The sequence below is a fragment of the Micromonospora sp. NPDC050795 genome (assembly GCF_044456785.1).
In the GTDB taxonomy this organism is placed as follows: Bacteria; Actinomycetota; Actinomycetes; order Mycobacteriales; family Micromonosporaceae; genus Micromonospora.
Map to the genome: position 1 here is coordinate 1 of NZ_JBITGE010000053.1, position 14341 is coordinate 14341.

Below are 14341 nucleotides of genomic sequence, written 5' to 3' on the forward strand. Positions count from 1 at the left end.
CACCCGCTACGACAAACTGGCCGTCCGCTACGAAGCCACCCTGACCATCGCCGCCATCAACCAGTACCTCCGAGCTTTATGAAACACGGGCTAGACTCCTTGAGTAAGGCTTCGATGACAGCCCTCATGGAGTCGAGTCTGATTAGGCAGCGAAAGCTGGGCGATCTACTTGTCGAGAAATTGATTAATGGCAGATCGGTCCCTACTCAGGCCGGTGGTTTCCCGGTGCTTCGTCTAACTGCGTTGCGTGGCGATATGGTTGACTTGGCGGAGCGCAAATCGGGTGCGTGGGGCCTTGACGAGGCGCGACAGTATCTGGTGCATCAGGGCGATTTTCTGGTAAGCCGTGGCAACGGATCGCTTCGACTGGTTGGGCGTGGAGGGCTGGTGTCTCAGAATCCTGACCGTGATCCTGTCGCCTTCCCGGACACGCTGATACGAGTCCGGGTCGACAAAACTACGATCAGGCCCGAGTTTCTGAAAATCGTCTGGAATTCGTCTCGAGTGCGTCAACAAATCGAGCGGTCGGCACGTACTACTGCTGGTATATACAAGATTAACCAGGCCATACTGTCTGAAGTTACGATACCCGTGCCGAGGCTTGATGAACAGGATCGGATCATCGGCGAATGGCAGGCAGCAGTTGAGGAAATGCAACGCCTTCGTACAGCATTGCTGACCGCGTCGAAGCGTGCGGCTCAACTGCGAACTTCGCTGTTATCGGCGGCGTTTGCGGGTCAGCTGGTGCTGCAGGTCCCCAGTGACGAGCCGGCATCGGATCTGCTGGCAAGAATCCGAGCCAAGCAGGCCGTCTCACCGCGGAAGCAGAAGACCCACTACCGGCGTACCCAGAAAGAGTTGGCGGCTCCGCCGACCAGGGTTACCGGCGACGACTATCAGCAGGAGGCACTGCCGCTGTGAGCACTGTGGATTCGCGCCGGCTGGTGCAGAAGCTGTGGAACTACTGCGACGTGCTGCGTGACGACGGCGTCTCGACTATCGACTACGTGGAGCAGTTGACGTTCCTGCTGTTCCTCAAGATGGCCGACGAGCGGGCCAACCGCCCGATCCGGCCCGAGCAAATCGTGCCCGACGAGCTTAGCTGGCAGACGCTGCTCGACGCCGAGGGCGATGCTCTGGAGGTGCAGTACCGGCACATCCTGACTGGGCTGGCCCGTGAGGGTGGCACGCTCGGAACGATCTTCCGCAAGGCGCAGAACAAGATCCAGGACCCGGCGAAGCTCAAGCGGCTGATCGTCGACCTGATCGACAAGGAGGAGTGGTCTAGCACCGGCGTCGACGTCAAGGGCGATGCTTACGAGGAATTGCTGGCCAAGGGTGCCGAGGACACCAAGTCGGGCGCGGGGCAGTACTTCACCCCGCGTGCGCTGACAGTGGCCATGGTCGACTGCATGCAGCCCACGCCCGACGACAAGATCACCGACCCGGCCTGCGGCACTGGCGGCTTCCTGCTCGCCGCGTTCGATTTCATCCAGCGCCACCACCGCAGTGACCTCACGCCGGACCAGCGGCGGCGGCTCGCCAACGGTGCGATCACCGGCACCGAACTGGTCGACGGCACCGCCCGACTGGCCGCGATGAACATGCTGCTGCACGGCATCGGCACCCCCAGCGGCGATTCTCTGATCACGATCGGGGATGCGCTCGGCAAGGAGCCGGCACACCACTACAGCTTGGTCCTTGCGAACCCGCCGTTCGGCCGTAGCTCCTCGATTCGGATGATCGGCGAGGACGGCCGCTCCACCCGCGAGGAGCGGGAGATCGAGCGCAACGACTTCTGGGCCACCACAGCTAACAAGCAGCTCAACTTCGTCCAGCACATCGCTTCGCTGCTGGAAATCGACGGCCGGGCCGCCGTTGTGCTGCCGGACAACGTGCTTTTCGAGGGCGGCGCGGGCGAGACCATCCGCCGCCGACTGCTCAAGCAGTACGACCTGCACACCATGCTGCGCCTGCCCACCGGCATCTTCTACGCCGGTGGGGTCAAGGCCAACGTGCTGTTCTTCGAGCGCAAGCGCGCCCGTGAGGAGCCGTGGACCCAAAAACTCTGGGTGTACGACTTCCGCACCAACCAGCACTTCACGCTGAAGCAGAACCCGCTGCGTCGCGAACACCTTCAGGATTTCGTCCACTGCTACCTCCCCGGCAAGGACCGCGCAGAGCGGGTGGAGACCGAGCGGTTCCGGGCCTTCTCCTACGAGGAATTGATCGCCCGGGACAAGGTGAACCTCGACATCACCTGGCTCAAGGACGCCTCCCTGGAGGACGCCGACGCGCTACTGCCGCCGGAGGTGATTGCGCAGGAGATCGTCGAGGATCTGGAGGCGGCGTTGCGCGAGTTCGCAGCTATCGCGGAAGCCCTGACCGCATCGAAGGTGCAGCAGAATCCGACCTAACTTGTCCGCTCCGTAGTGCTGGTGAGATGAAGGTGGTGGCGTGACCGACTCTCCCATTCGTGGTGACGGCTTCACGATCAAGGAGCTGTTCAGCCTCTTGACATTCCGGCTTGATCCATATCAGCGCGAGTACAGTTGGGGCCGGAAGGACGTCAAAGCGCTGATCGCGGACTTGACTGACCACTTTGCCGACGACTGGATGCCTGGCCACGAACGGCGCGAGGTGCGCCGCTACCGGCCGTACTTCCTCGGGCCCTTCGTCTACTACCAGGATGATGAGGTGGCAGCGCTTGTCGACGGACAGCAACGAATCACCACGTTGCACCTGCTGCTGTTGCACCTGCGCCGGCTCGCAGTGGAGGCGGAGCGACCCGAGTATCGCGGCGACATCGGTGCCCTGGAACCGCTCATCGCCGACAACTCGTTCGGGGAGCGGGCCTACGCGATCCGTTCCGATGAGCGGACCCCTGTCCTTGATGCGATCTTTGAAGACAAGCCGTTCTCGTTGCCCGCCGACGCGAGCCCGTCGGTCATCAACCTCTATGAACGCAGCCAGGAGCTTGATGGGCTGCTGCCGGAATCGATCCGCGATGAAGCCCTGCCGCTTTTCATCCACTGGCTGCTCAACCGGGTCTGCCTTGTTGGCATCAACGCAAACAACCGCCGACAGGGCTGGGAGATCTTCGAGACGATGAACGACCGTGGGGTGCAGCTCGGCCCCGCAGATCTTTTGAAGAGTTTCCTCCTGCGGCGTGCCAGCAACGGCCACAACCTGCACCGGTTGGGGGAGGCATGGGGTGGCGTCCTGGCCAGGATCGACAACCGCGCACCGCAGGCAGCGGCGAGGTTTCTTCAAGCCTTGCTCATTGGCCGGTACGCGCAGAGCGCCGACGAGGTGACCGACATTGGGGTGTCGTTCCACGGCTGGGTACAGGAGAATTCCTCACGTCGGATGAGCTTGAACAATGCGCCAGATTTCGCGCGTTTCATCGAGCACGATCTAGCGCGCCTCTCCAAGCGTTACGCCTCACTACATGCGGCGACAAACGTCCTGGAGTCCAGTCTGGAACCGCTGTTCTACAACGCCAGGAACGAGATCGGCCAGATGCCGTTCCTGCTGGCCGCGATCAACCCTGACGACAGCGACGCTCAGGTCCGGGAGAAGGCGTTCCTGGTTGCCGCCTACCTTGACTTGGTGTTCGTCCGGATGGTCGTGAACAACCGGATCGGAAAGCCGGATGATCTGGACGCTCATGTCCTGCCGGTAATCCTAGATCTTCGAGCCTGCTCGGACATCGATGCTGTCGCGAAGGTGCTGGGCCGGCGAATAGCTGAGCTGGATGTCGACTTCACTGGGGTCAAGCGGTACGGGCTGCGGGCAGACAACCGGTCTCAGGTCCGGTATCTGCTCGCCCGTCTGACGGCCTTCGTGGAGACGGAGTGTGGCCGACTGAACGAGATTGTCCGGTATCTGGACAAGGATGAGCCGTTCGAGATCGAGCACATCTGGGCGAACAAGTTCGAACGCCACCAGCCCGAGGTCAGGACCGAGTCGGTCTTCCGGGTGCAGCGCAACCGAATCGGAGCGCTGCTGCTGCTCAGGAAGTCTCATAACGCCAGCTATCAGGACGCGCCGTATGAGCGGAAGGTTGAATGGTACCGCGGCCAGAATCACCTCGCGGCGTCGCTGCATAAGTCGACCCACGAGCGTAATCGACCCTTCACGGAGGGAGTGGTCAAGGAATATCGGCTCGAGAAGGTCTTCCATCCTGTGGCCAGATTCGACATGTCAGCCATCGAGCTGCGGCAGCAGCTCTACGAGCGCTTGTGCGAGATCATCTGGGAACCGAAGCGGCTCGGCTTCATCCTGCCGGCCACTGTTGCTCGGGAAGTAGCCGAGCAGAGCGACGTTCCCGTCGCTGTCCCTAGCCAGCGCGTGTCCGCCGCCGTTGCCAGGCGTACCCGGGCTCACTTCGGTGGCGTTACGGTTGCCAGACTTGTCGCCGTTGGGGCGCTCAGTACTGGTGAGGAGTTGGTTCTCACCTACAAGCGTGAGCGATACCTAGCGTATGTGAACGAAGCCGGTCAAATCGAATTGGAGAGCGGGGAGGCGTTTGAGTCGCCCTCCCCGGCCGGGTCCACTGCCACGGGCAAGCCGACGATCAACGGATGGAGCGCGTGGAAAGTGCGGCGGGGTGACAGCCTGACGCCGCTGCACGATGTACGGGCGGATGCGTTGTCGCGTGGGCTACTTGAGGTTGCGACATAGGGGTGCTGCGCTCAATCCGGATCACAGCAACGTGTTCGTGTCGCTCATCAACCGGCGGTGCGATCCGGTAGGCTCGCCGGTATGACCGGACCGGTGAGCAAGAAGTCGTTCTCGCTTCCGCAGGACGTGGCGGAGCGCTTGGAGCGTGAGCCCAACGCCAGCGCGTACGTGGTCGACACGATTCGGGCACGGATGCGTGCTGAGGATCTCGACGCCGAGTTGGTTCGCCGGGGTATGACCGTCACGGCGGAGGGACGGGTTCGCGCCAGGGCCCAACGCGCTCAGGTCGAGCAGGAGTGGTCGCCCGGTCGACGTGCCGCGCTGCGGGATCGTTCCCGTCGCGCGGCAGCGGAAATGCTCGACGGCTCCGGCAGCCAGGCCCCGGCTGCGTGACGAGTCCCGAAGCGACGGCGGTCCGGCTGATACTGGACCGGTCCGCGCTGCTGGCCTACGTGGCCGGTTCCATGGATGTCGCCGAACCTATCCACGAGGTGGCTCACGATGGGGTCCGATTCGGCGTGCCGGCCGTGGTTGCGGCCGAGGTGCTGGCGGTGGTGGATGATCCAGGCGATCGAGCGCTGTTGCACCGACTGCTCGAACGTCCCGCCTGCGCGGTGCTGCCGACCTGGGGTGAGGACTGGCAGGAGTTGGCGTACTGGTGCCTCGTTACCGGTCGGGTTGACCTCGCCGCCGCCGTGATGGCTGTTCTGGAACACGACGCCTCGGTGCTGACCAGCGAGGTCAAGGCGTACGGCGATGGCGGCGACCTTCCGGTCATCCGCTTTCCTGGCTAGGGCCCTCGACCGGTTCAGCGCGTGACGCGGACTGTTTGTTGAGGTCCAGGTAGTTATCAACCGATAACGGGTTCGCGTGCGATGACGACCACCGGGATCTCGCGGTCGGTCTCCTTTGCGTAGCGCGCGTACGTCGGGAAGACCTTCGTCATCACCGGCCACAACCGGACGCGTTCCGCACCGGTCGCGGTCCGGGCCCGGCCGACGATCCGCTCCGCCCCGACCTGGATCTCGACCGTCGGGTCGGCGCTCAGGTTCAGGTACCAGGCGGGGTGCTTTGCCGCGCCGCCGTTGGATGCCACCAGCAGGTAGTTGTCGCCGTCGCGCCCGTACATCAGGGCCGTGCGGCGCAGCATGCCCGATCGGCGTCCGCGCGTGGTGAGCAGCAGCGAGGGTACGCCGTGGAAGGTGCCCCCGTCCGCGCCGTCGGTCCGCACGTAGCGTCGGATGTGGCTGGGGACCCAGCCGACCGGGCTGTCCTCGACCGTCTCGTTCTGCTCGTGTGTGGTCACGCCATCGCCATCGCCTCCATCGTCGATCCCGGACGGTCGAGCGGGGTGTCGATCTACGCAGGGCTTACGCGGTGCCCGCCACTGAAGGCGGTTGTGGGCGAACGTGATGCCTGTGGGTCATCGTGATGACTCACAGGCATCAGGCTCTCCAGGGAGATGGCTTCCCCGGGGCCGCGGGAGCAAGCCGGCGGGGGAGGGTCAGGCGCGCGAGCGGGGCAGGCAGCACTTCTTGTACTTGGCGCCGGAGCCGCACCAGCAGGTGTCGTTGCGGCCGGGTGGCCAGGCGGTCACGCCGGCCTCGTCGAGGCTGTCGGCGTACTCGTCGAGGGTTTCCTCGTCGGTGGGGTCGCTGCCCGCGCCCTGCGCGAAGGCCGCCAGGCCGTCGACGGTGCCGGCGACCACGCCCAGGTCGGAGCCGCCCATCCCGGACGCGTCGACGAGGGCGCGTTCGAGTTGAGCGCGGTGCTCGTCCCAGGTGGGCGGGTAGCTGTCGACCAGCGCCGGCCAGCGCAGCAGCAGGGCGTCGAATTCCGCCTGCGGCCAGAAGAGCAGCGTCGCCGGGCCGTCGTCGACGGCGTCGAGCGCGTGGGTGCTCGCGGCGCGCAGCCGGTCGGCGAGGTTGTCGTACTCGTCGTGGGGTAGGCCTGCCTCCTCGCGGAGGTCGTGCCGCCGCTGGGCCAGGCCGTAGATCATGGCCGCGGCCTCGTCCTGGGCGTCCTCGGACGCGTGCTGCTGGGTGCGGGTCCGTTCCAGGATCGCGTCGAGCGCCCCGGTCAGCCACTCCAACGCCGTGTCGGTGTGGCCGGACTCGGCCAGCTCGTCGACCAGGTACGTCGCCGCGGGGTCGGTTTCCAGCAGCGGACGCAGGGCGGTCAGCTCGGCCATGCCCTCGTCCGAGCGGCCGAGGCGCAGCAGCAGACCGCCGCGCACCGCTCGGGCGTACGCGTTGTCGTCCGGCTGCTCGGCGATGGCGCGGGTGGCGAGGGCGAGCGCGTCGGCCAGGTCGCCGGCCTGTTTCAGGATGTCCGCGGCGACCAGCAGGGCGTACCCGGTGTCGTCGGGGTCCGCCACCCGCCCCTCGTCGACGGCGCCCACCAGTTCGGCGACGAACGCGGCCGGGTCGGGGCTCTTGAGGCCCAGGGCGCCGATCTCGTCGATGCGGTCGGCGGTCAGCAACTCGGGCATGGGCGCTTCCTGAGGAACGACGGATGGGGAGCGGTCAGCGTACTCCGGAATGCGCCGCGGCCCGGGCGGCGAACCGCCAGGGCCGCGACGCGTTCCGTCAGCGGGTCGCCGGCATGGTGGCGAACTCGCCGGCTAGCTCCGACTCGACGATCGTCTCGGCGGACGGCCGGCGACCGGCCGACGCCCGCCGGGCGGACGGGACGGCGAGGGCCGCGAGCGCGGCGGCCAGGGCGATCGCCGTGAGGACGAGAAACCCCATCGTGAAGCCGGCCTCCCGGGGCAGACCGTTGGCCTGCGGGTGGGCGGTGATCACACCGCTGACCACTGCCGCGCCGATCGCGCCGCCGATGGTGCGGATGTTGGCGTTCATGCCGGTCGCCACGCCGGTCTGGCTGGCGGGCACGCTGGCGACGATCAGGTTGGCCATCGACGCGAAGGCCAGGCCGATGCCGAGGCCGACCAGGCCACCGGCGATGGCGACCTCCCAGCGGGTGGCGTGCGCGGTGGCGAGCATCGCGGAGGCGGCCACGTTGAACGTGGCGCCGGTGGCGAGCTGCGCCTTGGCGCTGAAGACGGCCTGGAGCCGCCCGGCGATGACGCCGGCGACGAACATCGCGCTGACCATCGGGAGCATGAGCAGACCGGCCTGGCTGATGCTCGCCCCGAAGCCGTAACCGGCGGCGGTCGGGGTCTGCAGGAACTGCGGGAGGAACGCGTACATGGAGAACATCGACGCGCCGTAGAGCAGGGCGACGAGGTTGGTGGTCCAGACACCGGGAAGGCGCATCATCCGCATGTCGATCAGCGGATTCTTCGACCGCAGCTCGGTGACCAGCCAGCCGACCAGCAGCACCACTGCCAGGGCGAGCAGGCCGAGCACCCGGGTGGAGGTCCAGCCCCAGGCGGCGCCCTGGCTGATCGGCAGCAGCAACGCGACAAGCCAGCCGGAGAGCAGCAGTGTGGCGCGCCAGTCGATGCGACCAGGGGTGCGGACCGGCGACTCGGGCACGAACAGGTGCGCGGCCACGGCGGTCAGTCCGACCACGATCATCGGGATCCAGAACAGCCAGCGGTAGTCCAGGGTGCTGACGATCGGGCCGGCCAGCACGATGCCCAGGCCACCGCCGACGGCGACGATGGCCGAGATGGCGGCCACCGCGGTGGAGACCCGGGCGGCCGGGAACTCGTCGCGGATGATGCCGAACGACAGCGGGAAGACCGCCCCGCCGATGCCCTGCACGACGCGGGCGAGGATGAGGATGCCGATGTTCGGCGCGATGGCGGCCAGCAGGCAGCCGAGGGCGAGGGCGGCGAGCGAGACGACGAGCATCCGCTCCTTGCCGACCATGTCGCCGACGCGTCCGAGGATCGGCGTGAAGATCGACGCGCTGAGCAGGTAGGCGGTCAGGACCCAGGTAACGGTGTTCTGGGTGGTGTGCAGGTCCTGCTGGATGGTCGGCAGCACCGGGGTGATCAGCGACTGGAGCATCGCGAAGAACCCGGCGCCGGCCGCGAGCACGGTGAAGGTGAGCCGACGCGAGCTGCGCCGGGAGGTCACTGCCACGAGAGAAAACTCCCTGATTACGTACGGGAATGAAGGCTTGTCGCCCGTCGTCCGTGACGGGGTGGTCTGTCGGGGTCCGGGCGATCGGGGTGGCCAGGCGGCGATCGGGCGGGTCCCGAGGTAGAGTAACCGGAGGCAGGCCTCCGAGATTCCGGAGGGGTGCCTCCGCTAAGCTAGCGGAGGGCGTCCTCCGGATGCAAATAGAGTGAGGTGACGCACGTCATGACCAGCCCGGGGCAGGCACCCGAGGTCTTCGCCCAGCGGCCCAAGCGGGCCGACGCGCGGCGTAACTACGACGCCCTGATCGCGGCTGCGCGCGAGGCGTTCGCCGAGAACGGCGCCGCCGCCTCCCTGGAGGACGTGGCCCGCCGGGCCGGCGTGGGCATCGGCACGCTCTACCGCAACTTCCCGACCCGCCGGCACCTGTTCGAGGCCGTCTACGTCGAGGAGGTCCGGGCGCTGTGCCACTCCGCCGAGGGTCTGGCCGAGCTGCCACCCTGGGACGCGCTCGTCGCCTGGCTGCACCGCTTCGTCGCGTACGTCGCCACCAAGCGGGCGCTCGCCGAGCAACTGCTGCACGACTCCGAGATCTTCACCAGCTGCCGGGCGGAGATCTTCTCCGCCGGTGAGCCGCTGATGCGTCGCGCGCAGGTCGCCGGTGTGGTCCGAGACGACATCGGCTTCGACGACGTGGTGCGGCTGATCAGTGGCCTCACCATGGCCCAGTTCCCGTCACCCGAGCAGCGTGACCGGGTCCTCGGCGTGGCCCTGGACGGCCTGCGCCCGCCCGCCACGTCGCGCTGACGGCCCGCCCGCCGCGTCGCGCTGACGGTCCGCCCGCCACTTCGCGCTGACGCCCCGCCGATCAGCGGTCGACCAGCAGCAGCCACTCGTCGTCGAGGCGCTCCACTGTCGTGCCCGCCGGCCAGCGGTGGCCACTGTCGGCCACCGCCCGGGCCTGCTCGACCTGCGGTGGCCGGCTGAACTCCGTGTCACGGAAGCTGACCATGCTGTGGAACCGGGCCCGGCCGAAGTTCGCGGCGTCGACGAAGCGGGCCCTGTCGAACAGCGCCTCCGCGCCGAACACCGTCCAGCGGAACAGCGCCATGTTCGTGAAGCGGACGGCGTGGAAGCTTGCCGACCGGCCGAACTCGGTGTGCTCCATCGACAGGGCGCCCTCGAAGACGGCCTCCCGGAACGAGGTGACGTCCTCGAAGCGGGTCAGGTCGAAGCTGGTCGGCTGGCCGAAGGTCACCCGGCGGAACGAGGCCGGGCCGGTGAAGCCGGCTCGCCGGCAGGACAGACCGCCGGAGAAGGCGGCGCCGTCGACGTTGGCCGTGCCGTCGACGCGGACGCCGTCGAGGATGACCTCGCCGTCGGCCACGAGCCCGTCGAAGACCACGTCACCGAACGTCGCCGCACCGAACAGCAGCCGCCCCCGCGCCGTCGCGCCCGCGAAGGTGGTCGTGCCGGTGAACACCGCATCGGTGAAGGTCGCGTCGACGAGCGTGCAGCCGGCGGCGTCGAAGTCGACGAGCGTGGCGCCGGCCAGGTCGAGCGTCAGCTCCGGCCAGTGTGCGGCGTCGTCCGCGCGCAGGTGCCGGGTCAGCACGCGCTGCGCGCTGCGCCGGACCTCCGTCTCGCGCGGCTCGCCGTCGGGCGCCGGCATCCGCAGGTACGCGCACAGCACCGCCGCGATGGTCGGGCGCTGCCCCGGGTTGTCCTGGCCGAGGCGCTCCAGCGCGTGCAGGCCGCCGAGGCGTACCGCCGCGCTGTCGTTGCCGAGCAGCTCGACCGCCCGGGTGTAGAGCTCGGTCAGTCGACGCTCCGCCGCGTCGTGCTCGACGGCCCCGGACTGCCGATCCTGGTGGCGCTGCGCGGCCTCGGCCACCGCTTCGGCGTGCGCCTGCACCCGGTCCCGGTGCACCTGGTCCCGTGCGGCGACGCTCTCCTGGTGCCGCTGCGCGCGTTCGGCGATCCACTGGCGGCGGGCGGCGAGCAGCAGCGCGAGCCCTCCGCCGGTGCCGGCGACGACGGTCAGGCCGGTGCGGATCGCGTCGATGCGCAGTGTGGCGCGGGTGTCCGGTTGGTTGGCCCGGTCGGCCTCGGTGAGCAGCAGGTCCAGCACCAGCCAGCCCAGGGCGATGGCGACCAGCAGGCCGACCAGGACCAGCCACCACGGCATCACCCGCAGCTCGCGCTCGGTGGGTTCGTCGACAGCCACGGCCACAGCATGCCAGCGACCGCCGGTGTCCGATATGGAGCGGGGCGGTATGACCGTTTGCGCTCCCGCCGGAACAACGGGTTACCGGTGCGTAACAAGTCATTGACGTTTCTAAATTGTTGCGGGGATGATCGTCGCACGGTCGACCGGACACCCCCACCCACCTGCCCGGTTCGCCGGGCGCCTCCCCCCGGAGGTGCAGCCATGCTGCTCCGAAAGACCGCCCTCGTCCTGGCCCTCGCCACCGTCGCGCTGCTCGCGTCCACCGCCACGGCGACCGCCGCCCCCGCTTCCACCACCGCCGCCAGCACGACGCCCTTCGCCGCCGCGGCGGCCAACCCCGTGATCGTGGTCGGCGGGCTCAGCGGCGTCGCCGTCGCGTACGAGCCGATCGCCGCCCGGCTGCGCGCCGACGGCTACCGCACCTTCATCTACCAGCTACCCGGGCTGGGCCTCGGCGACATCCCCACCTCCGCCCGCGCGTTCGCCAGCTACGTCGACCAGGTACGCGCCAGCACCGGCGCGGCGAGCGTGGACGTCGTCGCCCACTCCGAAGGGGGCCTGGTCAGCAGGTACTACCTCAAGCGGCTCGGCGGCACCGCCACCGTCGGCCGCTACGTCAGCCTGGGCACACCCCAGTACGGCACGTACGTGGCCAACATCGTGGCGTTCCTGGGCCTGGGCAGTTGCGCCGGCATCGTGGCCTGCCAACAGATGACGATCGGCTCGGCGTTCCTCGCCGACCTCAACGCCGGCGACGACACCCCGGGCGCGGTGCGCTACACCACGATCCGCACCCTCGAGGACGAGTTGGTCCGCCCGACCGGAAACGCCGCCGTCAACGACGGCGCGACGAACGTGCTGATCCAGTCGTACTGCCCGCTGCGGGTGGTGGGGCACCTCGGCCTGGTGCTCGACGGCACGGCGTACACCATCGTGCGCGGCGCTCTGGTCGACGGCCCGGTGCGACCCAACTGCCTCGCGCTCTGACCCGCTCCGGTGCGGCGGTCCCGCAGGGGACCGCCGCACCGCGCCCGTGACACGGAGTGTCGGGTGCGCGACGATGCCCCGAAACGGTGTGGCAGACATCAGATGTCCTCGATAGCCTGCTCCGGCTGTCCATTCCCGACAGTGGACGACGCCCGCCGAGAAGGAGCAGCGCTCACGACCGAGCCGCCCCCCGTGCCGCCGGAGAACACCCCGCCGACCGTGCCGCAGCTCGACGTCTGGGCCGCCCAACCGCCGTCGGCCGACACCCCGCCACCCACCGGCGGGTTCGCCGACCGCCCGCCGGGCTACCCGAGCGCGCTGGTCTGGCTGCGCGCCGGGATCCTGCGGGACTGGCGTGGTGTGCTCGGCGCGTTCCTCGCCACCTGGTCCACCTGCCGGTCGGGCTGCTCCTGGCGTTCTGGGGCGGTCTCACGTTCGGCGTCGTCGGGCTCTTCGCCGTGGGGACCGGCGCCGACGACCAGGTGCCCCAGGTGCTGCGCGACGCCCCGCTCATCGGCCCCCTGGTCGAGGCGTTCCTGACCCGCTCCGGCGGGTTGCTCGGCGGCGTCGCCGGCTTCGCCATCGGCTTCCTGGTCGGGCTTCCTCGCCGTGCTGGCCCTGCCCTGGATGGGCGTGCCGACGACCCCTTCGCGCTGCTCACCGGCCTGATCGGCACCGTCGTCGCGGCGGCGCTGATCGGGGTCCTCTACACGCTCTACCGGGTGCTGCTCGAACCCCGCCTGCTGGTCGTCTCGGGTGCGCGCCAGCCCAGCCGCCGCGAGTACGCGCGGCTTCGCCCCGTGCTCGACGACTGCGCCCGACGGCTCGGCCTGCCCAGCGTGCCCCGGCTGCTCATGGAGGACGACCCGGTCCTGAGCAACGCCCGCACGTACGCCCGGCACGTGGTGGTCACCACCGCCGTGCTGGCCGAACCGGACGACGAGGTGGCCGCGCTGCTCAGTCACGAGTTGGTGCACTGGCGCACCGGGGACGAGATCACCAGCGCCTTCGTCCGCGGTGTCGGCCTGCCACTGACCCTCGCGCACGCCCTGCCGACCTGGCTGATGCGGACGTTCCCCCATCCGGGCACCAACTTCGTGGTCTTCGTGCTGTTCTGGCCGGTGCTGCTCACCATGCGGTACGTGGTGCTGCCGCTGCACGCCCGCGACGTGCGCGCGGCCGAGTACCGGGCCGACCTCGGCGCCGTGCTCACCGGGCACGCCGACGGGCTGCGGCGCATCCTGGAACGGCGGCTGTCCTTCGAGACCGGCCGCAGCGGCTGGGACGAGGCGGTCTGCGCCACCCACCCGCCGCACGAGCTGCGGCTCGACGCGTTGGAGCGGGCCTCGGTGGCCGGTACGCCCGGCGGGGCGACCGAGCCTGTCACCGTCGACCGGCTGTTCAACGACTCCGGCCCGGTCGGCACCCGCCGCACGTTGCTGCTGGTCGGTGCCCTCGCCCTGGTCGCCTGCCTCGGCACCAGCGGCCTCGGCGTGGTGCAGTGGGCGTTCTTCCGCCCCCAGGCGGCGATCGACGGCTACTTCTCCGCGCTCGCCGACCGGGACAGCGAGGCCGCCCTCGGTTACCTGAGCGACCAGGGCAACGGCACCGACCGTGACCTTCTCGCCAAACTGCTGCGCGGCAAGGGCTACCAACCACCGACCGACGTCGAGATCAGCTCGTTGGAGCGCGACGGCGACACCGCGACCGCATCCGTGGCGTACCGGCTGGGTGACGTGCGCCAGAGCAGCACCCTCACCCTGCGCCGCGAGGACGAGACCACCGCCGGGCTTTTCCACGGCTGGCGGTTGAGCGGTGGGCCCACCCCGCTCAACGCCGCGATTGCCGACCCCGGGGTGCGGCTCAACGGGGTGGAGCTGCCGGTCGCCACCGAGGGCGCTCCGCTGGTGCTGCTGCCCGGCGGCTACACCGCGACCGGCCCGTCCAGCGCGCTGAGCGAGACGCCGGGCGCGACAGTGCTGGTGGGCCCGGGGGAGACCGCCGCCACCCTGCAACTGGCGCCGGTGCTCAAGCCGGCGGCGATCGAAGCGGTCGAGGCCCGGGTACGCGCCTGGTTGGACGAGTGCGCGAAGCAGACCGTGGCCGCCCCGCCCGGCTGTCCGTTCCGCTACTACGGCGGCACCACCCAGAAGGTCACCTGGAAGATCCTGGAGTACCCGAAAATCGCCGTCGAGCTGACCGGCCCGAGCACGGCCCGGGTGTCCACCCCGGTGGAGACCCAGGGCAGGGTGCAGGTCAGCGGCACCACCACGTACTTCGGCAGCAGCTCACCGTTCACCGACGACGACGCGCTGACCGTCACGGGCGTCGCCACCGCCGACGGGGACGACGTCACCTTCCTACCCTCCACCAACTGACCGGGAGA

At 68.8% G+C, this 14341-nt stretch carries 12 protein-coding genes; 8 read left to right on the forward strand and 4 right to left on the reverse strand.

Features of this window, described 5'->3' with window-relative positions; translation table 11 throughout:
• Positions 1 to 114: 114 nt before the first annotated feature.
• The 5 genes from ACIBEF_RS30305 to ACIBEF_RS30325 all read left to right on the forward strand — a co-directional run bounded on the left by ACIBEF_RS30305 (position 115) and on the right by ACIBEF_RS30325 (position 5480).
• A complete protein-coding gene (locus ACIBEF_RS30305; RefSeq protein WP_396796753.1) occupies positions 115 to 921 on the forward strand; it encodes a restriction endonuclease subunit S in 807 nt (268 codons plus the stop codon).
• The gene (locus tag ACIBEF_RS30310; protein WP_396796755.1) at positions 918 to 2417 is read left to right on the forward strand and encodes an N-6 DNA methylase; all 1500 of its coding nucleotides are present in this window, start codon (positions 918 to 920) and stop codon (positions 2415 to 2417) included. The genes ACIBEF_RS30305 and ACIBEF_RS30310 overlap by 4 nt, the downstream gene beginning before the upstream one ends.
• A gap of 40 nt (positions 2418 to 2457) precedes the next feature.
• The gene (locus tag ACIBEF_RS30315; RefSeq protein ID WP_396796757.1) at positions 2458 to 4686 is read left to right on the forward strand and encodes a DUF262 domain-containing protein; all 2229 of its coding nucleotides are present in this window, start codon (positions 2458 to 2460) and stop codon (positions 4684 to 4686) included.
• A gap of 81 nt (positions 4687 to 4767) precedes the next feature.
• Entirely contained in the window at positions 4768 to 5079 is a 312-nt protein-coding gene (locus ACIBEF_RS30320; RefSeq protein WP_396796758.1) for a hypothetical protein, read from the forward strand.
• A gap of 71 nt (positions 5080 to 5150) precedes the next feature.
• Positions 5151 to 5480 carry a hypothetical protein gene (locus ACIBEF_RS30325; RefSeq protein ID WP_396796782.1) on the forward strand — a complete coding sequence of 110 codons (330 nt, stop codon included), beginning with the start codon at positions 5151 to 5153 and terminating at the stop codon, positions 5478 to 5480.
• A 56-nt stretch (positions 5481 to 5536) separates the two neighbouring features.
• Here the strand turns inward: ACIBEF_RS30325 and ACIBEF_RS30330 are convergent, their stop codons facing one another.
• The 3 genes from ACIBEF_RS30330 to ACIBEF_RS30340 all read right to left on the reverse strand — a co-directional run bounded on the left by ACIBEF_RS30330 (position 5537) and on the right by ACIBEF_RS30340 (position 8741).
• Positions 5537 to 5992, reverse strand: a complete 456-nt coding sequence (locus tag ACIBEF_RS30330) for a nitroreductase family deazaflavin-dependent oxidoreductase (protein ID WP_396796760.1) — start codon at positions 5990 to 5992, stop codon at positions 5537 to 5539.
• A 198-nt stretch (positions 5993 to 6190) separates the two neighbouring features.
• Positions 6191 to 7177 carry an SEC-C domain-containing protein gene (locus ACIBEF_RS30335; RefSeq protein ID WP_396796761.1) on the reverse strand — a complete coding sequence of 329 codons (987 nt, stop codon included), beginning with the start codon at positions 7175 to 7177 and terminating at the stop codon, positions 6191 to 6193.
• 97 nt (positions 7178 to 7274) lie between these two features.
• Positions 7275 to 8741 (reverse strand): MFS transporter, encoded by a 1467-nt coding sequence (locus ACIBEF_RS30340; RefSeq protein ID WP_396796762.1) that lies wholly within the window; start codon positions 8739 to 8741, stop codon positions 7275 to 7277.
• 222 nt (positions 8742 to 8963) lie between these two features.
• Between ACIBEF_RS30340 and ACIBEF_RS30345 the strand changes: the two genes are divergently transcribed.
• Complete coding sequence (locus ACIBEF_RS30345; protein ID WP_396796764.1) at positions 8964 to 9545, forward strand: TetR/AcrR family transcriptional regulator; 582 nt, start codon at positions 8964 to 8966, stop codon at positions 9543 to 9545.
• Between the two features lie 61 nt (positions 9546 to 9606).
• Here ACIBEF_RS30345 and ACIBEF_RS30350 read toward each other — a convergent pair whose 3' ends face one another.
• On the reverse strand, positions 9607 to 10965 hold the full coding sequence (locus tag ACIBEF_RS30350; protein ID WP_396796765.1) for a pentapeptide repeat-containing protein: 1359 nt from the start codon (positions 10963 to 10965) through the stop codon (positions 9607 to 9609).
• A 204-nt stretch (positions 10966 to 11169) separates the two neighbouring features.
• On the opposite strand from ACIBEF_RS30350, the gene ACIBEF_RS30355 reads away from it, so the two are divergent.
• Positions 11170 to 11955 (forward strand): esterase/lipase family protein, encoded by a 786-nt coding sequence (locus ACIBEF_RS30355; RefSeq protein WP_396796766.1) that lies wholly within the window; start codon positions 11170 to 11172, stop codon positions 11953 to 11955.
• Between the two features lie 458 nt (positions 11956 to 12413).
• Positions 12414 to 14333, forward strand: coding sequence for a M48 family metalloprotease (locus tag ACIBEF_RS30360; RefSeq protein ID WP_396796768.1), 1920 nt, complete (start codon positions 12414 to 12416; stop codon positions 14331 to 14333).
• The last annotated feature ends 8 nt before the right edge of the window (positions 14334 to 14341 follow it).